The organism is Ferrovibrio terrae (assembly GCF_943371255.1).
Lineage (GTDB): Bacteria > Pseudomonadota > Alphaproteobacteria > Ferrovibrionales > Ferrovibrionaceae > Ferrovibrio > Ferrovibrio terrae_B.
In genome coordinates this window covers 1-21,110 of the sequence record NZ_CALRUC010000076.1, presented here as the reverse complement: position 1 = coordinate 21,110, position 21,110 = coordinate 1, and the positions used below count along the sequence as shown (strand labels likewise).

Genomic DNA, 21,110 nt, shown 5'->3' with positions numbered 1-21,110 from the left:
GCTTGACCCGGGCATCCATCCCCACCATCGGCGCCTCAGGCCTCTCGGTCATGGCCCTGACCCATCGGCAAATGGATGCCCGGGTCAAGCCCGGGCATGACGGAGTTGGGGTGGTGGGTGAGGGCGTGCCCCAACCCTCCACCGTCATGCCCGCGAAGGCGGGCATCCAGCAAACGGAACGACTGGGCTCCCGCTTTCGCGGGAGCGACGGGTTTTCCTAGCCCGGGCATGACGGAGTGGGGTGGGCGCGAAAGGGGCGATGCCTATTCCGGTATGACGCCCCCTGCCGTCACGTCACGGCGGACGACTTCGACCTTTCGCGCTACACTCTGCGCAATCACAGACGCGCATCGAGGGAGGCGCCGCCGTGCAGGCGAGGGACGTTTTCACCGCCGACGAGATCAAACGGCTGAGCCAGCGCTCCGACCTGGTGGGCGCCGCGCTGGTGCTGCATGCCTGGGCGCTGATCGCCGGCAGCATGGCGCTGGTCGTCTGGCTGCCCAATCCGCTTACCTTCATCCTGGCCGTGATGGTGATCGGCGGGCGCCAGCTCGGCCTCGCCATCCTGATGCATGATGCGGCCCATGGCCTGCTGTTCCGCACGCGGCGGCTGAACGAATTCGCCGGGCAATGGCTCTGCGCATTCCCTGTGGGCACCGACCTGCTGCTCTATCGCCCCTATCACCTGAAGCATCATCGCCATACCCAGCAGGCCGACGACCCCGACCTGGTGCTCTCGGCGCCATTCCCGATCAGCAGGGCCAGCCTGAAGCGCAAGGTGTGGCGCGACATCACCGGGCGCACCGGCTTCACGCGCCGCAAGCAGCAGATCATGGCCACATGGGGTCCTATGGGGGCAGAGCCGGGCTTAAGCTGGCGCGAGCGCTGGGCGCGGCTGCAGCAGGGCGGGCTGGTGGGATTCGCGATTGTGAATGCAGTGCTGTGGGCCGCGATGACGGTCGCGGGCCTGTGGTGGCTGTATCCGGCGCTGTGGCTGCTGCCGCTGCTCACCTGGTATCAGCTGATCAGCCGCATCCGCAACATCGCCGAACATGCCGTGGTGCCCGACAACGACGACCGCTTACGCAACACGCGCACGACGCTGGCCGGCGTCTGGACGCGCCTGCTGCTCGCGCCCTACTGGGTGAACTACCATCTGGAGCATCACCTGCTGCTCAGTCTGCCCTGCTGGAAACTGCCGGCGGCGCATCGCCTGCTGATGGCGAAAGGCCTGCGCGACCAGATGGAAGTGCGCGACTCTTACGCCAAAGTGCTGCGCATGGCGACGAGCGCGGTGGGCGAGGGTGGCGGCGGTTCGGGTGGGGCGAAGCCGGCGCATATTTGAGAGATGGGGGGGTAGATGAATACGGTAGAGCAAGGTGATAAGTTTGAAGATCTTGTGGCAAGCATCATGCAGTTTATCCCAAACGCAAAAGTCCGCAGGCAAATATCAATCTCCGGTAAAAAAGTAGACGTCTACTGTGAAATTAATAGCCAGCTCCAAGGCTCAACTCGCATCGCAGTTGAATGCAAAGACTATTCGAAATCATTAACCCGGGAAGTAGTGGCAGGCATTATTGCCGATTATGCCCCGCTATTTTTCAGCCAAGAAATTGACAAACTTTTCTTGATTACTAGACGGGGGATCGTCGCCAATGCGACAACCTCTTTAAATGAAAAGCAAGTTAAACATTATACTCTGAAAGAGCTTGAGGACTTAGTTGTTGATCCCAGCATCTTGCTAGACAACATGTCGCGTCAGTTTGAGATCGACGATCTAAATCAATACTACATACCAGCCAAAGCGACTGCAGTTGATCTCAAGCAGGTGTTTAGTAATTTTGAAGCCGTATATAGCCCCGCAATGGACATCTGCATTAATCGCGGCATATTAAAATATGAAGTTTTGATTGCTTATCTAAAGAGTCATAAGGATTATGAAAAGCACCTATCAAACTTAGAAATCAACAAAAACAACTTCTCGAAAATTTTAAAGCTTAGATCGGAACGGAATATTGTTGATCTATTTTCCCTCGTCGACGAATGGGTCGGTGCGGCGGAAATGCAATGCGGTTTAGCGCTGCTCGGCTCATATGGCACCGGAAAATCTAGCTTTGCGAAATATATCGCCCGCCATTATTCGGAGAAATATAAGGCCGGAGAGTTTAAACGCCTCCCATTACTGATTGAACTTCGTGATTTTGGCGCGCATCAAGATATGGAAGGGCTGATAACGCATCATCTGGTAAATAAACATAAAATGCAGAATGGCTCTTACTCGCTGTTCCGCAAAATGAACAAAGAGGGGCGCTATCTTCTCATATTTGATGGTTTCGATGAGATGAAGCAGGGCATGACGCGTGACGCTTTGTTTTATAATTTTAATGAAATTAATCAGCTATCAGAGGGCAACAGCAAGATTATCTTGGCTGGCCGTCCAACAATATTTGAATCAACGGAAGAGCAGGCCTCCATTCTTAGCAATCGCCGCGACGCTATGATGCAGGCCAACGGAAAGTATATCCAATTAGAGATATCGGCTCCGTCTATTGATGATACTTTCCGCCTTATGGAGGCGTATACAAAAGTGAAGGCAGGTGGCGACAAGCAGAAAGTGTTCGAGAGAATTGATGAGCTCAAAACACTTGTCGCTGACGGGGAAAGTGAAACGCTGGTAGATTTGATAAGTAGGCCCGTTCACATTCCTATGCTAGTAAACGTTCTTCCGGCGTTTGAAGGATCTATTAATGAGCTGAATCGCGCCAAGCTTTACAAAGAGTTTGTTCTTCGGATTATTTTCCGAGAAGTACTTCGATTGCCAAGTGCATACATAAAAAGATACAGCGTCGACAGCAGGTATAATTTCGCTCGAGATTTAGCCTTCGAGATGTTTAAGAAAGGCGAGGCTCGATCGGTAAAATATTCTGAAATCCCAGAACACCTCCTAAGCGCATATGTAATTCAAGGCGAAACCTTGTCTTCAACGCAAAGGGATCTCGTTGCGGCGTGCTTTCTTGAACGCAAACCTCCTGACAATCTTGTCTTTGGGCATAAATCATTTCTGGAATTTTTGGTTGCGGATAAAATTTGCAATAGTCTGCGAGACGGGGCGTATGACGAAAGCTTTATATCAAAGGAAGCTCTTGGGTATGAGATCGGGAGTTTCATTGTGGAGATGTTAGATTTGGCTGGCATCAAGTATTTGCTTGGTGATGCAGCTTTAAAACACGAAAGAACTATTGAGATCGTTATTGATTCCGGGTTCAAAAGCATAATGAATGACATGGTAAGCAGCGAAGACAACGATGAGTTGTTGGAGGGAATTAGCTCTGAAATGAAGAAAGAGGCGCTTCCGCTGTTTGACCTCCTATTTTCTATTTCTTTTATGTCGAAATTTCTGAGCTTAAATCCGTCCGACAAGTTCCGATCACGAGTGTCTCTCTATTTACTTCTGTACTTGGTTTCAGACGCTTTTAATATGGCGAAGAAAGAGGCTGATGCTCTTTACTTCTACGAAACATTTTCCGATGGTTTGATTGGAGCAATTACTGGATACATCCTTTATCTGCGGGAAGTCGTGCAGCCAGCTGCTTTGATTAGGTATCCAAAAGTCCATGAAATAGCTATGTCTAGGATGGATGCGAGGACTTGGAACTCCGCATATGACGATATGACCTCTTCGCTATTTAGGCATATGCTTTGAGGAGGAGAAGTTGCTTGGTGCAGCGTGTGGATTGAGTCGCACTAGTAGCTCAAGCGGTACAGAAAAGTATCCCCGGCAGCCTCTCAGCCGCCGGGGAGCGCAGGCTAACCTATCTCAAGCGATATCAAACCGATCCGCGTTCATCACCTTGGTCCAGGCGGCGACGAAGTCGCGCACGAACCTCTCCTTCGCATCGTCCTGGGCATAGACCTCGGCATAGGCGCGCAGCACCGAGTTGGAGCCGAACACCAGGTCCACCCGCGTGGCAGTCCATTTCACCTGGCCGGTCTTGCGGTCGCGAATCTCGTAGAGATTCTTGCCCGCAGGCTTCCAGGTATTGGCCATGTCGGTGAGCGCGACGAAGAAATCGTTCGTCAGCGCGCCGACGCGGTCGGTGAACACGCCATGCTTGGCTCCGCCATGGTTGGTGCCCAGCACGCGCAGGCCACCCACCAGCACGGTCATTTCCGGTGCCGTCAGCCCCATGAGCTGGGTGCGGTCGAGCATCAGCTCTTCCGCGCTCACGGCATAGTCCTCCTTCAGCCAGTTGCGGTAGCCGTCATGGATCGGCTCCAGCACCGCGAACGAGTCCGCATCGGTCTGTGCATCCGTCGCGTCGCCGCGGCCGGGCGCGAACGGCACGGTGATGGTCTCGAAGCCGGCGGCCTTGGCCGCCTGTTCGATCCCGACATTGCCGGCCAGCACGATGGTGTCGGCGAGGCTGGCGCCGCTGTCACGCGCAATGGCCTCCAGCACGCCGAGCACTTTGCTGAGGCGCTTGGGCTCGTTGCCCACCCAGTCCTTCTGCGGGGCGAGGCGGATGCGCGCGCCGTTGGCGCCGCCGCGCATATCCGAACCCCGGAAGGTGCGCGCGCTGTCCCAGGCGGTGCTGACCAGCTCGGCGATGCTGAGGCCACTGGCGGCGATGCGCGCCTTCACATTGCCGATGTCGTACTGCGTATTCCCGGCCGGCACCGGATCCTGCCAGATCAGGTCTTCCTGCGGCACATCGGGGCCCTGGTAGCGCACCTTCGGGCCCATGTCGCGATGGGTCAGCTTGAACCAGGCGCGGGCGAAGACATCGGAGAAATAGGCCTGGTCTTTCGCGAAGCGCTCGGAGATTTTCCGATAGGCCGGGTCCACCTTCATCGCCATGTCGGCATCGGTCATGATCGGCATGCGACGGATGCCGGGGTCTTCCACATCCACCGGCATGTCTTCTTCGCGGATGCCGATGGGCTGCCACTGATGCGCACCGGCCGGGCTTTTTTTCAGCTCCCACTCATAGCCGAGCAGCAGCTTGAAATAGCCGTTGTCCCACTGCGTCGGGTGGGTGGTCCAGGCGCCTTCCAGGCCGCTGGTGACGGTGTCGCGGCCGATGCCACGGCTGGTCTTGTTGAGCCAGCCCAGGCCCTGGTCTTCCACCGCGCCGTCTTCCGGACTGGGGCCCAGCTTGGCGGCATCGCCATTGCCATGCGCCTTGCCGACCGTGTGGCCGCCGGCGGTGAGCGCCACGGTTTCCTCGTCATCCATCGCCATGCGGGCGAAGGTGAGGCGCACGTCATGGGCGGTGCGCTGCGGATCGGGCTTGCCGCCGACACCTTCGGGGTTGACGTAGATCAGGCCCATCTGCACGGCAGCCAGCGGATTGGCCAGCGACTGGCGGTCGTCGCCGTCATAGCGCTCGGAGCCGAGCCAGTCCTTTTCGGCGCCCCAGTAGACGTCCTTCTCGGGGTGCCAGATATCGGCGCGGCCGAAACCGAAGCCGAAGGTTTTCAGGCCCATCGATTCATAGGCGATGGTGCCGGCCAGGATGATGAGGTCGGCCCAGCTGATGCGGTTGCCGTATTTTTTCTTGATCGGCCAGAGCAGGCGGCGCGCCTTGTCGAGATTGGCATTGTCGGGCCAGGAATTCAGCGGCGCGAAACGCTGGTTGCCGGTGCCGCCGCCGCCACGGCCATCGGCCATGCGGTACGAGCCGGCGGCATGCCAGGCCATGCGGATCATCAGCCCGCCGTAATGGCCCCAGTCGGCCGGCCACCAGTCCTGGCTGGTGGTCATCAGCGCGGTGAGATCAGCCTTCAGGGCTGCGACATCGAGTTTGCGCAATTCATCGCGATAGCTGAACGCGCGGCCGAGCGGATCGGTCTTGGTGTCGTGCTGGTGCAGGATGTCGAGGTTGAGCGCGTTGGGCCACCAGTTGGTGACGGTGGTGCCCGCCGCCGTGATCCCGCCATGCATTACGGGGCATTTGCCAGTCATGGGCATCTCTCCAGTCTCGGTTGTCGGTCAACGGCGGGCCTGTGCCTGCCGCGGTCAGGCGCGGGCGGTTGGCCGGGCCTGACTGTAGCGAGGTTACCGTTGGCATAGCCAGAGATGAAATTGATTATAATCGTTATTACAATCGACTGCGTCGATCATAGCGGCCGGGAAGTGACGACATAAAAAAACGCAGAAGGCTTCTGCCTTCTGCGTTCCCCAGCCCTGTCATCGGTGTTGAAACGGCGCGGTGACAGCGCCGATCCGGTGCCGGATCAGAAGCGGTAGTCGATGCCGAGCCGGAAGGTGGAAACCGTCAGGTTGTAATCCTGGGTCACCCGGGCGCGATCGACGATGCTGTTGTTCACCAGGTTGCCGGTGGCGCGCACGCCGCTGAAGGCGGTGTAGAGATATTCGCCCTTGATCGACCAGCTGTCGCTCAGCGCGTAATTCAGCGCCGCGCCTGCGGTCCAGCCGGTCTTGGTTGCGCTGGCGGCGGCCCGTTCGACGCGGGCCTGGGTGTCGATGAAATTCTGCTCGACGGTGATCTTGGTCATCGCCAGGCCGGCGCCGCCTTCCAGCAGGAAGCGGTCCCAGGCGTAGCCGAGCTTGGGCCGCAGGGTGAAGAGCCAGTCGGTCTCGATATTCGAATAGACGGTGTATTTCACCGCCGAGTTGGTCGGATAGCCGTTCGTCGCCACAAAGGAATCGCTGTTGTGGAAGCTGCCGAAGCCGAGATCGACGCCGGGCACCCAGTTGCCGAACTGGTGCTTGTAGCTGGCTTCGACGCCGGCATTGTACCCCGAGGGCTGCAGGTCGCGCTTCGTCGAGGCGCCGACGGCAACATCGTCCGGCGTCGCCCAGTAAGAGCCGTTGCTGAGATTGCCGAAGGCGCCGCCGCCGGAATGGGCCGTGCCGTTGTTGAAGCCGCCGTTGAGGCCGAGGCGGGCGCCGGTCCAGTTGTAGGGCGCGTCGGCGGCCAGGGCCGGACCAGACATCGCGAGCAGAACGGCAGCTGCCGCGGCAGCCTGTGTTGTGAAGCGCATTGTTTGTAAATCCCCGAGAAAGCAAGCTTTTTGACGCTAAATAACTAAAGGTTGTTCGAAAAACAGTCTATACAATCAATTCTGACCAATTCTCACCGGACTGGTCAGACAGGCCCGCTTCAGGCCCGTATCGAGCCCGTGGCCGACCGTCGCCTTGGGGGCGGTGCTGCGGCAGACTGCGTGCCAGCGATTCCGCATTTTCCGCATCCCGACACAGAGGCCGCCATGCTCAAGGTTCATCATCTCAACAACTCGCGCTCGCAGCGCGTGCTGTGGCTGCTCGAAGAGCTGGGCGTGCCCCATGAGGTGGTGCGCTACCAGCGCGACCGCGCCACCATGCGGGCGCCGGCCGCGCTGCAGAAGATCCATCCGCTCGGCAAGTCGCCGGTGATCGAAAGCGAAGAGGGCCAGATCATCGCCGAGACCGGCGCGATCATCGAATTCCTGATCGAGCGCTATGACAGCGGCCGCAGCCTGGTGCCGCCGCCCGACACGCAGGAGCGCCGCGACTGGACCTACTGGCTGCATTACGCCGAGGGCTCGGCGATGCCGCTGCTGCTGCTCAAGCTGGTCTTCATGCGCATGCCGCATGGCGTACCGTTCTTCATCCGGCCGCTGGTGAAGAAGATCGCCGCTACGGCGCAGGCCAAGGTGACCGACCCGCAGCTCGCCACGCATATGCTCTACTGGGCCGATGCGCTGCGCCAGGGCAACGGCTGGTTCGCCGGCAAGGCGTTTTCGGCCGCCGATATCATGATGAGTTTCCCGCTGGAAGCCGCCGCCAGCCGCATCGGGCTGGGCGAGGGCCACGGTCCGATCAAGGATTTCCTCGAGCGCATCCATGCCCGCCCGGCCTATCAGCGCGCGCTGGTCACCGGCGGACCGTATGAGCTGCTGAAATAGGCTCAACCGGAAACCATTGATCCCGGCCCGCGTTGTCCTAGCTGGAACAGCTGAACCAGCGCGGAGGGACATGCCATGACCACGAGCAAGGCGACAGTCGATGCCAGGATCGACGGGCGCACACATCTTGAGCCGGGGCCGGACCATCCGATCACGGTGAGCGAATTTCCCGGCCGCGTGCGGGTCGCCTTCAACGATCGGCTGGTCGCCAACAGCGCCAATGCCGTGCGCCTGCAGGAAGCCGGTTACCCGCCGGTCTATTACATTCCGCGCCATGACTGCGACTGGACGCTGTTCACGCCGAGCGACCATGCCACGCATTGCCCCTACAAGGGCGAGGCGTCGTATTTCCATCTCGATGTGGATGGGCGGCGCGCGGAGAATGCGGTCTGGAGCTACGAAGAGCCGTATCCGGCCGTGTCGCGGATCGGCGGCTTGGTCGCCTTCTATCCCGACCGCGTCGACCGCGTCGAGGCCGACTAGTCCCGGGGAACCGGGCCGGGGAGGGTGACGGCGCGGTGCGGCTGCGCTAGACAGGGACGACGCTGTTCAGCATTCCTCCCTGTCAGGCGGCCTGCCTTGCCCAACATTCTCGCCTTACCCGAGCGTATCGAAGCCATCGCGCTGATCCTGATCTGCATCGGCCTGCTGCTGTGGCGGCGCCGGCTCAGCGATCCCGGCCAGCGCCGCATTGCCCTGGTCGGCCTGATCCTTGCCGCGGTCAGCTTCCTCTGGGTGGTGCTGCCGCAGGCGGCCAGCTTCAGCGGCATGCCCGCCGTCATCATGGTGGCCAAGCCCGCCGTGCGGCTGGTCGGCGCGGTGTGGTGGATTCTGTTCGCCACGCTGGTGATCGTCATCCTCGAACGCTTCGTCTGGGACGCGCTGATCAAGCGCGGCGTGGTGGTGCCCAAGCTGATGATCGATCTGGCGCGCGCGCTGGTCATCGTCTTCACCGGGCTCGGCATCGTTTCGGCGATCTTCGAGGAGTCGATCGCCGGCCTGCTCGCCGCCTCGGGCGTGTTCGCCGTGGTGATGGGCTTCGCCCTGCAGAGCACGCTGGCCGATGTGTTCTCCGGCATCGCCATCAACATGCAGCGGCCCTATCGCGTCGGCGACTGGGTGCAGGTCGATAACGGCGTGCTCGGCGAAGTCACCGAGATGAACTGGCGCGCCACGCATCTGCTGTCGCCGCGCGGCAACATTATCGTGCTGCCGAACAGCAAGATGGCCGCCGCCCAACTGGTCAATTTCAACCACCCGAACCGACATCAGCGCCAGTCGCTCACCCTGGCGTTGGACGCGCGCATTCCGCCCGCCGATGTGAAGGCGATGCTGGAGGCCGGCGCGCTGACCTGCAGCCGCGTGCTTTCCTCGCCGCCGCCGGAAGCCGCGATCCGCGAATTCCGCGACGGCCAGCTGGCCTATGACCTATCCTACTGGATCGCCGATTTTCCGCTCGCCGACCAGGTGCGGCACGAAGTGGCCGACGGCATCTGGCGCGCGCTTGATACACTCGGCCTGGCGCCCTGGCACAGTGTGGCGCCGGCCGGCGCGGGCAGCGCGGCGCAGGCCGAACGGCTGCTCGGCCTGGTGCATCTGTTCGCCGACCTGGCGCCGCCGCTGCGCGCGCGGCTGGCGCTGCTGATGCACTGGGAAAAGCACCCGGCCGGGCGCGTCGTGGTCGAGCAGGATGATACCGCTGCCAAGCTCTATATCGTCGAGCGCGGCGCGCTGGAGGTCAGCATGCAGCGCGAGGATGGCGTGCGGCAGGTGCTGGCGCGGCTGGGCGGCGGCGACTGTTTCGGCGAGATGGCGCTGTTGACCGGCGAGAAGCGCGGCGCCCGCGTCACCGCGCTCTATCCCTGCACCGTGTGGGTGATCGAGCCCGAGGATATCGCGCCGCTGCTGCGCGAGCAGCCGCTGCTGGCCGAGAGCCTGGGCCGTATCATGACCGAGCGCCGGATGGCCAACGAAACCGCGCTGGCGTCGCTCAGCCCGGCCGACCATGCCGCGGCGATCCGCAGCGGCACGGCGGAAGTCTTCCTGCGCATCCGCGCCTTCTTCGGGCTGTAGGCCACCGCGCGCGGTATCACCCGCGATACCAGGTCACATCCGCCTCCGCTTGCGCAAACCCGGCGGTGCCGCATACTGGCGACATCATGACAGATGCAGCCATCCGATCCTTTGTCTATCTGCTCGATCCGCTCTGCGGCTGGTGCTACGGCGCCGCGCCAGCGATCCGCTGGCTGCGCGAACAGCCCGGTGTCACCGTCCTTGCCCGCCCGGTCGGTCTATTCGCATGGGACCAGGCGCGTGCGCTTGACGGCATGCGCGATCATATCCATGCCGCCGATGCGCGGATCGCCGCATTGACCGGCCAGGTGTTCAGTGCCGCCTATGCCGACCGGGTGATCGGCGATGCCGCCGCCCGGCTCGACAGCGGCCCGGCCACATCGGCATTGTTCGCGGCCGAACGACAGCGGGCCGGCGGCGCGCTCGATCTGCTCGCCGCCATTCAGGCCGCGCGCTGGGTCGAGGGCAGGGACATCGCCGACCAGGCCGTGCTAGGCGCGCTGGCTGCCGGTCTAGGCCTCGTGCTGCCCGATGACGAGGTCGCGGACGATGCGGCGTTGCGGCAGTGGGTCGATGAGGCCGCGATGCTGCTCACCCGTAGCGGCACCGGCGGCGTGCCGACCCTGCTGCGCCAGCAGGACGGTCGCCTGCAGGTGGTGCCATCGGCGTATCTCTACCAGTCGCGCGCCCGGCTGGCCGATCTGCTGGCTGCCTAGCTCTTGATACCGAGCGTGACGGCGATCTTGCTGCGCAGCTGCTCGGCCGAGAAGGGTTTGACGATATAGCCGTTGACCCGCGCTGCCCGCGCCGCCAGCACCAGCTCCTGGTCGGCATGGCCGGTCAGCATCAGGAAGGGCATATGCGGGTGATGCGCGCGCACCGCCTGCAACAGCTGCAGCCCGTTCAGGTTCGGCATGTTCCAGTCCGAAATGATCAGGTGGAACGGCTCGCGCGCCTGGGCGATGGCCTCCAGCGCCTGGGCGCCGTCGGTCACCGCCGTCACCTTGCGGATGCCGATGCGCTGCAGGGTGGCGAGCGTCAGCTTGCGCGCGAAAGCCTCGTCCTCGGCGACCAGCAGCGAGAGATCGGCGAAGCCGGCGGCGGGCGCGTCAGGCATCGGCGATCTCGCAGAGCACCGGCGTATGGTCCGATGCCTTTTCCAGGCCGCGCGGGGCGCGGTCGATCTCGCAGGCGACCAGCCGGTCGGCGAGCGGCGGCGACAGCAGGAAATGGTCGATGCGCAGGCCGTTGTTGCGCGGCCAGGCGCCGGCCTGGTAGTCCCAGAAGCTGTATTCCACCGTGGCCGGATGCAGCGCGCGCCAGGCCTCGGTGAGGCCGAGATTGAGCAGCGCGCGCCAGGCACGGCGGCTGTCGGGCGCACAGAGCGCATCCTCGGCCCAGCCGGCGGGGTCATACACGTCGGCATCGGCCGGGCAGATGTTGAAGTCGCCGGTCAGCAGAAAGGGTTTGCCGGCCGCCAGCAGCGCGGCGGCGCGCAGGCGCAGGCGCTCCATCCAGCGCAGCTTGTAGTCATATTTCTCGCCCGGGCGCGGGTTGCCGTTGGGCAGGTAGAGGCCGCAGAGCGTCAGGTCGCCAAAGTCGCCCTCGATGTAGCGCGCCTGTTCATCCGCGTCGTCGCCGGGCAGCCGGGTGCGCACCGCATCGGGCTTGAGCAGGCTGAGCAGGGCGACGCCGTTGTAGCTTTTCTGGCCGTGGGTATGGACGTGATAGCCCAGGCTCTCGAATTCCAGCCGCGGAAAATCCGCGTCCTGGCATTTGATTTCCTGGAGGAAGACGACATCGGGTTTACTGTCGCGCAGCCAGCCCAGCACATTGGGCAGCCGGGCTTTGACGGAATTGACGTTCCAGGTGGCGAGTCTCATGGCCGGCAGTATCGGCCAAGGTGGCGGGTCCGGCTAGGGCTGCAACCCTGCCGCGCGCTCACTAAACCGAGAAGGAATTGCCGCAGCCGCAGCTGCTGGATGCCAGCGGGTTGTTGATGCGGAAACCGGTGCCGGAAAGATCCTCGACGAAATCCAGTTCCGAGCCACGCAGGTAATCCAGCGACACAGCGTCGACCAGCAGGCGGGCGCCGTCGCGGGTGATCACCACGTCATCGGCGGTCTCGTCGGCATCCAGCGTGAAGCTGTACTGGAAGCCGGAGCAGCCGCCGCCGGACACGCTGATACGCAGGCCGAGCGCCGGATTGCCCTCCGACTCGGCCACTTTCAGGATACGCCGGGCCGCCGACGCGGTCAGGCCGAGCGCGGCGCCGGCGAGCGGGGCCGGGGCAGGGACGGGGGCGGTCTGGGCTGCGGTTTCGGTCATTTGGCGTTTACGCTTGGTTTACCAATAATTTGCCACATTCGATCAGCAATTTAGGGGCTTACGCGCGGAAGTCAATTTCGGAACGGTCCGGACCACCCGCGCCACGTTGCGGCAGGGCTGTCATATGGCTACTTTCCGCCCCCAAACCAGACCTACCGCCAGTGTTTTTAGAAAAGCCTTGCCCGAATGAATGTTTTTACCGAATTCCGCCGCGATGTGATGCGGGCCGTCGAAAGCCTGTCGCTCCCAGGAAGCGCTTCTGGCGACCTGCCGCTGAAGGCCGTGACGGTCGAGCCGCCGCGCGATGCGACCCATGGCGACCTGGCCACCAATGTGGCCATGGTGATCGCCAAGCCGGCCGGCCTGGCGCCGCGTGCGCTGGCCGAGAAGCTGAAGCCGTTGCTGGAAGCCAATCCGCATGTCACCGCCGTCGAGATCGCCGGCCCAGGCTTCATCAACCTGCGCCTCAAGCCTGAGTACTGGCAGCATCAGGTCAGCACCATCGTCAATGCCGGCAAGGCCTATGGCGACAGCGCGCTGGGGCAGGGCATCAAGGTCAATGTCGAATATGTTTCGGCCAACCCGACCGGCCCGATGCATGTCGGCCATTGCCGTGGCGCGGTGTTTGGCGATGCGCTGGCCGCCCTGCTGCACAAGGCCGGCTTCGACGTCACCCGCGAATATTACATCAACGATGCCGGCGCCCAGGTCGATGTGCTGGCGCGCTCGGCGCATCTGCGCTACCGCGAGGCGCTAGGCGAGAGCATCACGATTCCGGAAGGCCTGTATCCCGGCGACTACCTGAAGCCGCTGGGCCAGCATCTGGCACAGAAATACGACGCGCAATACCAGACCGCGCCGGAAGCCGACTGGCTGGTGCTGTTCCGCAAGGAAGCCACCGAAGCGATGATGGACATGATCCGCGACGATCTCGCCGCGCTGAACATCCATCATGCCGTGTTCACCTCGGAAAAGGCCCTGCATGAGAGCGGCGCGGTTCAGACCGCCTTCGACCGCCTGCTGCAGCGCGACCTGATCTATACCGGCGTGCTGGAGCCCCCCAAGGGCAAGCTGCCCGAGGATTACGAGACGCGGCCGCAGGCGCTGTTCAAGGCCAGTGCCTTCGGCGACGATACCGACCGGCCGCTGAAGAAATCCGATGGCAGCTGGACCTATTTCGGCGCCGACATCGCCTATCACGACGACAAGTATCGTCGCGGCTTCAGCCAGATGATCGACGTCTGGGGCGCCGACCATGGCGGCTATGTCAAACGCATGAAGGCTGCCGTGAAGGCGCTGTCGAACGGTGAGGCCGAGCTGGACGTCAAGCTGGTGCAGATGGTCAATCTGATGGACGGCGGCGAGCCGGTGAAGATGTCCAAGCGCGCCGGCACGTTTGTCACGCTGCGCGACGTGGTCGATGAAGTGGGCAAGGATGTCGTGCGCTTCATCATGCTGACGCGCAAGAATGACGCGCAGCTCGATTTCGATTTCAAGAAGGTGACGGAACAGTCCAAGGACAATCCGGTCTTCTACGTGCAGTATGCCCATGCTCGCATCTGCTCGGTGCTGCGTAATGCAAAGACCGAAGTGCCGGCGGTGGACACCGCGGATACGGCGCTGGCCAAGGCGGATATGACGAAGTTGTCACACCCGGCCGAGCTGGCGCTGGTCAAGCTGCTGGCGTCCTGGCCGCGGATGGTCGATTCCGCAGCCGAGGCGCATGAGCCGCATCGCGTGGCGTTTTTCCTGCAGGAGGTTGCGGCGGCCTTCCACGGCCTGTGGAATGTCGGCCGCGACGATACCGGCATGCGGTTCCTGTTGCCCGAGGATACCGACCTGACGCGGGCGCGGCTGGCGATGCTGCGCGCGGTGGCGGTGGTGATCGCCTCGGGACTTGCGGTGATGGGCGTGACGCCTGCCGAAGAGATGAGGTGAGACCATGAGCGACCTGCGCGGCGATCGTAACATGCGCCCGGTTCCTGGTGAGACGGCCAGTGCGCCCGGCATCCGTAGCCCGAAGCGCCTGATCACGGCCGGCATTGCGCTGGGTGCCGTGGCGGCCTTCGGCGTCGGCATCTGGTTCGCCTATGACCAGGGCGTGAAGCGCGGCGCTTCGGGTGCGCCGCCGCTGATCCGCGCCGACCAGGGCCCGACCAAGGTGGCGCCGGAAAATCCCGGCGGCATGCAGGTGCCGAACCAGGACAAGCAGATTTACGAGCGCCTGCCGGGCAACACGGCGGCGAATACGGCGGGGCAGACTGAAAAACTGCTGCCGCCGCAAGAACGGCCGACTGCGACGCCGACACAGCCCAATGTGGCGACCTCGCCGGCTGTGAGCGTGCCGACGCGGCCGGCGCAGAGCGTGCCAAACCAGAGCACCGCCGTGCCGAACCGTACCGACGCGCCCAGCCCGGCGCCGATCCCGCCGGCGCCTGCCGCACCGGGCCAGCCGCAGCCGGTGGCACCGCGCACCGCCACCGCGCCGGCAACGCCGGCGCAGACACCAGCTCCTCCGGCTTCGACCGCGCGGGCAGCGACGCCAGCACCGACTGTGACCGCCACGCCGGGCGGCAGCGCCAAGATCCAGCTCGCCTCGCTGAAGGATCAGGCGGCGGCCACCGCCACCTGGAATCAGTTGCAGAAGAAATTCCCCGACGTGCTGGGCGGCCTGCAGCCGTCCTATGAGCGGGTCGAGATCGCAGACAAGGGCACCTTCATCCGCCTGCAGGCCGGTCCGCTGAAGGATCGTGCCGAGGCGCAGTCAGCCTGCAACGCGCTGGCGGCCAAGAACCAGGGCTGCATCGTTGTTGGACGTTAAATCGGTGGATTGGGGCGCCTATGCGCCCGCCGTGGTGGGATGTGCCGGTCCGCAGCTGACGGCCGAGGAGCGCGTGCTGTTCGGCGTGCGCAAGCCGCTCGGTCTGATCCTGTTTGCCCGCAACATTGTCGACCCGGCGCAGGTGAAGGCGCTGGTCGCTGATTTCCGCGGCGTTGTGGGCAACCGTTTCGCGCCTGTGCTGATCGACCAGGAAGGTGGCCGTGTCGCCCGCCTGAAGCCGCCGCACTGGCCGGTATTTCCGCGCGGCGCCGTCTTTGGCGATATCTATGCGCGCGACCCGGCGGCGGCAGAAGAGGCGGCCTATCTGAACTATCGCTGGATCGGCGCTGAACTGGCTGCTCTGGGCATCGACGTGGATTGCGCGCCGGTGGCCGATGTGCCGGTGGAAGGCGCCCATGACGTGATCGGCGACCGTGCCTATGGCCATGATGCCGATACCGTCAGCGTGGTGGCCGAGGCTGTCATGCGCGGCCTGTCTGATGCCGGCGTGATGCCGGTGATCAAGCATATTCCCGGCCATGGCCGCTCGCATACCGACAGTCACCTCGATTTGCCGGTCGTGGATACCAGCGCCGAAATCCTGGAGTGCAGCGATTTCCTGCCCTTTGTGGCCCTGCGCCACGCGCCATGGGCAATGACCGCGCATATCGTGTACAGCGCCTATGACGGCGTACTGCCGGCAACCATGTCGCCCAATGTGATCAACCGTATCATTCGGGGCCGGATCGGCTTCGACGGCGTGCTGATCTCGGACGACCTGACCATGAAGGCACTGAAGGGCACCCCGGCGGTGACCGGCCTGGCCTCGTTGCGTGCCGGCTGCGACCTGGTGCTGCATTGTTCGGGCGACCTGCCCGAGATGCAGGCCCTGTTTGGCGTGCTGCCGGCCATGTCGCGCGAGGCGGTGCGCCGGGTGAGCAGTGCCCGCAATGCCCTGCCGCAGCCCCGGCCGTTCACCGAGGCCGAGCAGGCACGTTATCAGTCCCTGATGGAGCAGGTCTCCGTCTGAGGCGGCGATTGTAGAATCCGGCCATGATGGAAACCCTGTACACCGTTTCGACCTGGATACTGCCGGCCTTACTCGCCATCACGCTGCATGAGGCGGCGCATGGTTTCGCCGCCTGGCGGCTGGGAGACGATACGGCCCGGCTGGCTGGCCGGCTGTCGCTGAACCCGCTGCGCCATATCGATCCCATGGGCACCGTGGTGCTGCCAGCCATGCTGCTGCTGGTGAAGGCACCCTTCCTGTTTGGCTGGGCCAAGCCGGTGCCGGTCGACATGCGCAACCTGCCATCGCCGCGCCGCGACATGGCGCTGGTGGCAGCCGCCGGACCGGGCATCAACCTGGCCCAGGCCTTCATCGCGATGCTGCTGTTTCACCTGCTGCCGCTGTTCGGCGACACGGCTGATCTCTGGATTGCCAGAAATCTGAATAACGCTATAAATATCAATATTATACTTTGTATTTTTAATCTGATACCTGTGCCGCCGCTGGATGGCGGCCGGGTGGCGGTCGGATTGCTGCCGCTGGCGCTGGCGCGTCCCTTGGCCCGGCTGGAGCGCTATGGCATGGTGCTTCTGCTGATTCTGCTGCTCGCCGTGCCTCTGGTGGCCAGTCAATTCGGCATCGACTGGAACCCGCTGTTCGAGCTGATCACGCCCATTATCGTCGGGCTGCGGGACATCCTGCTTGTATTGTCCGGGCACGGCGGCTAACACCGCTTCCCGGTTTTAAAAAGTTTGGCATTCAAAGGTTTATGGCAAGGATTTTAAGGCATTGACCGAAGCCGCCGAAACCCCCGCATCCGCGCCCGAGCCCGTTGTTCCGGGCGGTGAGCCGTTTGAGGCAGCCCATCGCGACGGCCTGGACGAGGCCGGCGTCCGCATCGGCGAGCAGTTCGTTCTCAGCCTTGATGCCTTCGAGGGCCCGCTGGACGTGCTGCTGCTGCTGGCCCGCGAGCAGAAGGTCGATCTGCGCAAGATCTCGATCCTGGCCCTGGCCGAACAGTATCTGGTTTTCATCGCCGAGTTGCGCAAGGTTCGCATCGAGGTCGCCGCCGATTACCTGGTGATGGCCGCCTGGCTGGCCTACCTGAAGTCGCGCCTGCTGATCCCCGAACCCGAAAAGGAAGGCGAGCCGTCGGGCGCCGACATGGCCGCCCGCCTGGCCCTGCAGCTGCAGAAGCTGGAGGCGATGCGCCGGGTTGGCGAGCAGCTGATGAGCCGCGACCAGGTCGGCCTCGCCATGTTCCTGCGCGGCCAGCCCGAGGGCGTGCGCGTCATCCGCAAGTCGGTCTACAACAGCACGCTGTACGAGCTGCTCAAGGCCTATGCCGAATTCCGCGCCTCCAAGGGCTCGACGGAAGTGCTGACCATGAAAATGGCCCGCCGCCGCATCGTGTCGGTGGAAGAGGCGCTGACCCGCCTGCGCAACATGATCGGCCAGATCCCCGACTGGGCGACCCTGCAGTCCTTCCTGCCGGTCGACTCAGAAGACCCGTTCACGGTGAAATCGGCGCTGGCCTCCACCTTCAATGCCAGCCTCGAAATGGCCAAGCAGGGCCTGATCGAGCTGAAGCAGATGCAGACCTTCGGTCCCATTTATATCCGCCGCGGCCAGGGCAATATGCCGGCGGCGGTCAATCCGGAAGAGTAAGACCTGATGCAGTCCAACGACGCGCTGCCAGCCAACGAAGACGGGCTGGACGAAGAGATCAAGATCGCCGCTGCCGCCGAAGACGAGGCGGATGAGGATACGCTTGCCGCCGGCGCCGCGCCGAAGCGTCGCGATGATGATGACGATGATTCAGATGATGACGATGATTCGGATGACGATGATGATTCCGATGACGACGACGATGATGATGACGCGGACGACGATGACTCCGATGAGGATGACGACGAGTCCGATGAAGATGACGATGATGAGGACGACGAAGACGACGAGGACGAGGAGCTAGAGACCGCTCCGGCCCCCGCGAAGAAGTCCCGCGCCAAGGCACCCAAGTCGGAAGAAGAACAGGCCGAGGACGAGGCCGCCGCTGCCGATGCCGGCCTCAGCGACGCCGAAAAGGAAGCCGCCTTCCATGCCGCCATCCGCATGGCCGAGGCGCTGCTGTTTGCCGCCGCCGAGCCGCTGGACGAGGCGACCCTGCGCAAGCGCCTGCCGCGCGGCACCCGCGTGCCGGCCGTGCTGGCCGCGCTGGACGACATCTACCGCAGCCGCGGCGTGACCCTGAAGAAGGTTGCCGGCCGCTGGTCGTTCATGACCGCGCCCGACCTGCAGCATATGCTGGAAGAGCATCGCCAGGTGCAGCGCAAGCTGTCGCGCGCCGCGATCGAGACGCTGTCGATCATTGCCTATCACCAGCCCTGCACCCGCGCCGAGATCGAAGACATCCGCGGCGTCTCTTTAAGCAAGGGCACGCTCGACCTGCTCATGGAAATCGACTGGGTGAAGGTGCGCGGCCGCCGTCGCGTGCCCGGCCGTCCGGTCACCTATGGCACGACGGATGAATTCCTGGTGCATTTCGGCCTCGAAAGCGTCGATTCCCTGCCGGGCATCGAGGAGCTGCGCGCGTCGGGCCTGCTCGAAGCGCTGCCGGCTTCCGGCGGCATCCCGATGCCGGGCGAGAGCCTGGATGAGGCCGGCGAAGACCCGCTGGACGATGACGATGACGGCCGCGAGTTCCTTGAACCGCTGGTCGACGAAGAGGCCGACGACAAGAAGGCTGCCCAGGAAAAGTCGCCGTCTGACGATGCGTGATGGCCCTGCAGGCATGCAGAAGCAGGGCGCCGGCCTCGACCTGATTGCGGTCAGCCATGATTACGGCCGCCGCCGCGCCGTCGACAGCGTCTCATTCCAGGTTGCGCCGGGTGAAATCCTCGGCCTGCTCGGGCCATCGGGCTGCGGCAAGTCGACCACGCTGCGGCTGGCGGCGGGCCTGGAAGACCTGCAGAGCGGCGAGGTGAAGATCGGCGGCGATGTGGTTGCCGGCGGTCGCGTCAACATCCCCACCGAGCGGCGCCATGTCGGCATGGTGTTCCAGGACCACGCGCTGTTTCCCCATATCAGCGTGGCACAGAATATCGCCTTCGGTCTTGGCGGTGTTTCGGCGGCCGAGCGCGAGGCCCGCATCGGACTCTGGGCCGGGCGGCTTGGCCTGACCCGTCTGCTGCCGGCCTATCCGCATCAGCTGTCGGGCGGCGAGCAGCAGCGTGTCGCGCTGGCGCGTGCCATGGCACCCGAACCGCGCGTGATGCTGCTGGACGAGCCGTTCTCCAGCCTCGACAGCCGGCTGCGCGACCAGATCCGCGACGAGACCGTGGATGTGCTGAAGCTGGCCGGCACCGCCACCCTGCTGGTGACGCATGATCCGGAAGAGGCGATGCGGATGAGCGATCGCATCGCCATCATGCAGGCCGGCCGGATCGAGCAGATCGATACCCCGGCACAGGTCTATGCCGCGCCGGCGACACCGTTTGTGGCCCGCTTCCTGAGCGAGACCAATGAGCTGCCGGTGAAGGTGGCCGGTGGCGCGGTCGATACGCCATTCGGCCGGCTGCCGGCACCGGCGCGCATGCCGGATGGCAGCGCGGCGCTGCTGATGTTCCGGCCCGAGGCCCTGCAGGAACGCGCAGCCGGGCAGGGCGCCACCGCCTTCACGGTGGAGCGCGCCATGGCGCTGGGCGCCTATCGCCGGCTCGAGGTCAGCGCGGCCGGGCAGCGCTTTGCCGCCCGCCTGCCGGCCGGGCCGCTGCCGCCCAGCGGCGCGGTGCTGCATTTCGGCCTGAATCCGGATTTCTGCTTCGTTTTTCCAGCCGCTTAGCGGTGGTTTGCCGCAGAGAAGTTGGTGGGCGGAAGATTGCCTCGGGCGCACGATCTCTGCCATAGTGCGGCGCTACGGTAGCCGGGGCCCCTTGGGCCCTGACTTGAAGGAGATAAGGGTATGGGTAGCTTCAGTTTCTGGCATTGGCTGATCGTCCTGCTGGTGATCCTGATCATCTTCGGCGCCGGCAAGCTGCCGAAGGTCGCCGGCGATCTCGCCTCGGGAATCAAGAATTTCCGCAAGGGCATGTCGGAAGAAGACAAGGACAAGGATAAGTCCGCCGAACCGCCGCCGGTGATCAACCAGCAGAGCCAGCCGACCGGTGGCGCCGCGACCGGCGCGCCGGCCGACAAGACTGCTCAGCATTGACCCTGGAGCGCCGGCCGTGATGCACGGCCGGTCCACAGCAGCACGGATGGCGTAGGCGGCGATGTTCGACATTGCCTGGTCGGAACTCGGAGTAATCGCGGTGGTGGCGCTGGTCGTCATCGGGCCGAAGGACCTGCCCAAGGTGCTGCGCACCGTCGGGCAATGGACCTCGAAGGCGCGTGCCATGGCGCGCGAATTCCAGAGCGGCATCGACGACATGGTGCGCGAGACCGAGCTGGACGAGCTGCGCAAGGCGGCCAAGCAGGTCAGCGATTTCTCGATCGAGAGCGAAGTGAAAAAGACCTTCGATCCGGACGGCTCGCTGGAAAAGCAGTTTGCCGAGCATAACCAGTCGATCATGGATGCCACTGCCGATCTGAAGGGTGAGGGCACGACCAAGATCGCCGATCCGGGCCCGGCCGAGGCCGAGCCGGCGCCAGTTGTGGCTGATGTGCCCGCCGTCGAGAAGACCGAGACCAAGACGTGAGCGAAGCCCAGGCGGACCCCAAGAAGCCGGAAGACGAAGTCGAGGCCTCCCGCATGCCGCTGCTCGATCACCTGGTCGAGCTGCGCAACCGCCTGATGTGGGCGGTGGGTGCCGTCTTTATCGCCTTCGCCGTCTGCTATTTCTTCGCGCCGCAGATCTATGCCCTGCTGATGCATCCGCTGATCGAGGCGGCCGGCACCGAAGGCCGCCGCATGATCTTCACGGCGCCGCAGGAAGCCTTCTTCACCTATATCCGGCTCGCCTTCTGGGC

General features: G+C 63.5%; 22 protein-coding genes. 17 read left to right on the top strand and 5 right to left on the bottom strand.

What is annotated here, in order from left to right:
- The 3 genes from AAG799_RS15530 to AAG799_RS15520 form a co-directional block, all read left to right on the top strand.
- The coding region (locus AAG799_RS15530) for a hypothetical protein (RefSeq protein WP_341897510.1) at positions 1–221 on the top strand (221 nt) is incomplete at its 5' end.
- Positions 222–367: 146 nt separating this feature from the next.
- On the top strand, positions 368–1,345 hold the full coding sequence (locus tag AAG799_RS15525; RefSeq protein ID WP_341897507.1) for a fatty acid desaturase family protein: 978 nt from the start codon (positions 368–370) through the stop codon (positions 1,343–1,345).
- Between the two features lie 15 nt (positions 1,346–1,360).
- Positions 1,361–3,703: an NACHT domain-containing protein gene (locus tag AAG799_RS15520; RefSeq protein ID WP_341897505.1), complete on the top strand. Its 2,343-nt coding sequence runs from the start codon at positions 1,361–1,363 to the stop codon at positions 3,701–3,703.
- A 114-nt stretch (positions 3,704–3,817) separates the two neighbouring features.
- Here AAG799_RS15520 and katG read toward each other — a convergent pair whose 3' ends face one another.
- Together katG and AAG799_RS15510 are read right to left on the bottom strand one after the other, a co-directional pair.
- Entirely contained in the window at positions 3,818–5,965 is a 2,148-nt protein-coding gene (gene katG, locus AAG799_RS15515; protein ID WP_341897503.1) for a catalase/peroxidase HPI, read from the bottom strand.
- Positions 5,966–6,237: 272 nt separating this feature from the next.
- Entirely contained in the window at positions 6,238–7,008 is a 771-nt protein-coding gene (locus AAG799_RS15510; RefSeq protein ID WP_341897501.1) for an outer membrane beta-barrel protein, read from the bottom strand.
- 225 nt (positions 7,009–7,233) lie between these two features.
- Between AAG799_RS15510 and AAG799_RS15505 the strand changes: the two genes are divergently transcribed.
- From AAG799_RS15505 to AAG799_RS15490, 4 genes are all read left to right on the top strand, one after another.
- Positions 7,234–7,911 (top strand): glutathione S-transferase, encoded by a 678-nt coding sequence (locus tag AAG799_RS15505; protein WP_341897499.1) that lies wholly within the window; start codon positions 7,234–7,236, stop codon positions 7,909–7,911.
- A gap of 75 nt (positions 7,912–7,986) precedes the next feature.
- Positions 7,987–8,394, top strand: a complete 408-nt coding sequence (locus tag AAG799_RS15500; RefSeq protein ID WP_341897497.1) for a DUF427 domain-containing protein — start codon at positions 7,987–7,989, stop codon at positions 8,392–8,394.
- A gap of 96 nt (positions 8,395–8,490) precedes the next feature.
- Positions 8,491–9,984, top strand: a complete 1,494-nt coding sequence (locus AAG799_RS15495; RefSeq protein ID WP_341897495.1) for a mechanosensitive ion channel family protein — start codon at positions 8,491–8,493, stop codon at positions 9,982–9,984.
- Positions 9,985–10,070: 86 nt separating this feature from the next.
- Positions 10,071–10,700 carry a DsbA family protein gene (locus AAG799_RS15490; RefSeq protein WP_341897493.1) on the top strand — a complete coding sequence of 210 codons (630 nt, stop codon included), beginning with the start codon at positions 10,071–10,073 and terminating at the stop codon, positions 10,698–10,700.
- Here AAG799_RS15490 and AAG799_RS15485 read toward each other — a convergent pair.
- The 3 genes from AAG799_RS15485 to erpA form a co-directional block, all read right to left on the bottom strand.
- Complete coding sequence (locus AAG799_RS15485) at positions 10,697–11,101, bottom strand: response regulator (RefSeq protein WP_341897491.1); 405 nt, start codon at positions 11,099–11,101, stop codon at positions 10,697–10,699. The genes AAG799_RS15490 and AAG799_RS15485 overlap by 4 nt on opposite strands.
- A complete protein-coding gene (xth, locus tag AAG799_RS15480; RefSeq protein WP_341897489.1) occupies positions 11,094–11,867 on the bottom strand; it encodes an exodeoxyribonuclease III in 774 nt (257 codons plus the stop codon). Before xth ends, AAG799_RS15485 begins: the two co-directional genes overlap by 8 nt.
- Positions 11,868–11,928: 61 nt before the next feature.
- Positions 11,929–12,312, bottom strand: a complete 384-nt coding sequence (erpA, locus tag AAG799_RS15475) for an iron-sulfur cluster insertion protein ErpA (protein WP_341897487.1) — start codon at positions 12,310–12,312, stop codon at positions 11,929–11,931.
- Positions 12,313–12,498: 186 nt separating this feature from the next.
- Here erpA and argS point away from each other — a divergent pair, with 186 nt between their 5' ends.
- From argS to AAG799_RS15425, 10 genes are all read left to right on the top strand, one after another.
- Positions 12,499–14,250, top strand: coding sequence for an arginine--tRNA ligase (gene argS / locus AAG799_RS15470; protein WP_341897485.1), 1,752 nt, complete (start codon positions 12,499–12,501; stop codon positions 14,248–14,250).
- Positions 14,251–14,254: 4 nt separating this feature from the next.
- Positions 14,255–15,133, top strand: coding sequence for an SPOR domain-containing protein (locus AAG799_RS15465; RefSeq protein WP_341897483.1), 879 nt, complete (start codon positions 14,255–14,257; stop codon positions 15,131–15,133).
- On the top strand, positions 15,120–16,163 hold the full coding sequence (gene nagZ / locus AAG799_RS15460; protein WP_341897481.1) for a beta-N-acetylhexosaminidase: 1,044 nt from the start codon (positions 15,120–15,122) through the stop codon (positions 16,161–16,163). The genes AAG799_RS15465 and nagZ overlap by 14 nt, the downstream gene beginning before the upstream one ends.
- A 23-nt stretch (positions 16,164–16,186) precedes the next feature.
- Positions 16,187–16,870: a site-2 protease family protein gene (locus tag AAG799_RS15455; RefSeq protein ID WP_341897479.1), complete on the top strand. Its 684-nt coding sequence runs from the start codon at positions 16,187–16,189 to the stop codon at positions 16,868–16,870.
- Between the two features lie 61 nt (positions 16,871–16,931).
- Positions 16,932–17,810 carry a ScpA family protein gene (locus tag AAG799_RS15450; protein ID WP_341897477.1) on the top strand — a complete coding sequence of 293 codons (879 nt, stop codon included), beginning with the start codon at positions 16,932–16,934 and terminating at the stop codon, positions 17,808–17,810.
- 6 nt (positions 17,811–17,816) lie between these two features.
- Complete coding sequence (gene scpB / locus AAG799_RS15445) at positions 17,817–18,920, top strand: SMC-Scp complex subunit ScpB (RefSeq protein WP_341897476.1); 1,104 nt, start codon at positions 17,817–17,819, stop codon at positions 18,918–18,920.
- Between the two features lie 13 nt (positions 18,921–18,933).
- Positions 18,934–19,983, top strand: a complete 1,050-nt coding sequence (locus tag AAG799_RS15440; RefSeq protein WP_341897474.1) for an ABC transporter ATP-binding protein — start codon at positions 18,934–18,936, stop codon at positions 19,981–19,983.
- A gap of 120 nt (positions 19,984–20,103) precedes the next feature.
- On the top strand, positions 20,104–20,352 hold the full coding sequence (locus tag AAG799_RS15435) for a twin-arginine translocase TatA/TatE family subunit (RefSeq protein WP_341897472.1): 249 nt from the start codon (positions 20,104–20,106) through the stop codon (positions 20,350–20,352).
- A 61-nt stretch (positions 20,353–20,413) separates the two neighbouring features.
- Positions 20,414–20,839, top strand: coding sequence for a Sec-independent protein translocase protein TatB (tatB, locus tag AAG799_RS15430; protein ID WP_341897470.1), 426 nt, complete (start codon positions 20,414–20,416; stop codon positions 20,837–20,839).
- A partial coding sequence (locus AAG799_RS15425) for a twin-arginine translocase subunit TatC (protein ID WP_341897468.1) occupies positions 20,836–21,110 on the top strand: 275 nt, incomplete at its 3' end. The genes tatB and AAG799_RS15425, both read left to right, overlap by 4 nt.

Bases quoted from the DNA above. Each gene is read 5' to 3' on its own strand.
- AAG799_RS15520 (WP_341897505.1), top strand. From the start codon at position 1,361: ATGAATACGGTAGAGCAAGGTGATAAGTTTGAAGATCTTGTGGCAAGC.
- katG (WP_341897503.1), bottom strand. From the start codon at position 5,965: ATGACTGGCAAATGCCCCGTAATGCATGGCGGGATCACGGCGGCGGGC.
- AAG799_RS15510 (WP_341897501.1), bottom strand. From the start codon at position 7,008: ATGCGCTTCACAACACAGGCTGCCGCGGCAGCTGCCGTTCTGCTCGCG.
- AAG799_RS15505 (WP_341897499.1), top strand. From the start codon at position 7,234: ATGCTCAAGGTTCATCATCTCAACAACTCGCGCTCGCAGCGCGTGCTG.
- AAG799_RS15500 (WP_341897497.1), top strand. From the start codon at position 7,987: ATGACCACGAGCAAGGCGACAGTCGATGCCAGGATCGACGGGCGCACA.
- AAG799_RS15490 (WP_341897493.1), top strand. From the start codon at position 10,071: ATGACAGATGCAGCCATCCGATCCTTTGTCTATCTGCTCGATCCGCTC.
- AAG799_RS15485 (WP_341897491.1), bottom strand. From the start codon at position 11,101: ATGCCTGACGCGCCCGCCGCCGGCTTCGCCGATCTCTCGCTGCTGGTC.
- xth (WP_341897489.1), bottom strand. From the start codon at position 11,867: ATGAGACTCGCCACCTGGAACGTCAATTCCGTCAAAGCCCGGCTGCCC.
- erpA (WP_341897487.1), bottom strand. From the start codon at position 12,312: ATGACCGAAACCGCAGCCCAGACCGCCCCCGTCCCTGCCCCGGCCCCG.
- argS (WP_341897485.1), top strand. From the start codon at position 12,499: ATGAATGTTTTTACCGAATTCCGCCGCGATGTGATGCGGGCCGTCGAA.
- AAG799_RS15465 (WP_341897483.1), top strand. From the start codon at position 14,255: ATGAGCGACCTGCGCGGCGATCGTAACATGCGCCCGGTTCCTGGTGAG.
- AAG799_RS15455 (WP_341897479.1), top strand. From the start codon at position 16,187: ATGATGGAAACCCTGTACACCGTTTCGACCTGGATACTGCCGGCCTTA.
- scpB (WP_341897476.1), top strand. From the start codon at position 17,817: ATGCAGTCCAACGACGCGCTGCCAGCCAACGAAGACGGGCTGGACGAA.
- AAG799_RS15440 (WP_341897474.1), top strand. From the start codon at position 18,934: ATGCAGAAGCAGGGCGCCGGCCTCGACCTGATTGCGGTCAGCCATGAT.
- AAG799_RS15435 (WP_341897472.1), top strand. From the start codon at position 20,104: ATGGGTAGCTTCAGTTTCTGGCATTGGCTGATCGTCCTGCTGGTGATC.
- tatB (WP_341897470.1), top strand. From the start codon at position 20,414: ATGTTCGACATTGCCTGGTCGGAACTCGGAGTAATCGCGGTGGTGGCG.